This is a genomic window from Bradyrhizobium sp. LeoA1Lang, from assembly GCF_055413685.1.
Genome location: NZ_JBVAPG010000599.1, coordinates 1 through 255, shown reverse-complemented (window position 1 = coordinate 255; position 255 = coordinate 1). Strand labels below are relative to the sequence as shown.

Below are 255 nucleotides of genomic sequence, written 5' to 3'. Positions count from 1 at the left end.
TTCGGGCTCGGGTTTTATTTCGCCGCCGTTGCCATGCCGCGATCTCGTTTCGGAGCCTTTTGGAGTCGTCGATGCGGCGGCCGAGACACTGGCGCTGAAGCACGCTGATCTCGCACTCAACCATGTTAAGCCAACTGGCGTGCTTCGGGGTGTAGTGGAATTCGAGGCGGCACAGGATGCGGCGGGCCTCGGCAGGCGCGAAGGCCTCATACAGCGCCCCAGGCTTATGGATCGACAAATTGTCCTGCACGACAC

1 protein-coding gene is annotated in these 255 nt (G+C 61.2%); it reads right to left on the bottom strand.

Annotated elements, in window-relative coordinates:
* On the bottom strand, positions 1-255 hold a 255-nt coding region (locus tag ACZYOF_RS44650; protein ID WP_463719705.1), incomplete at both ends, for a transposase.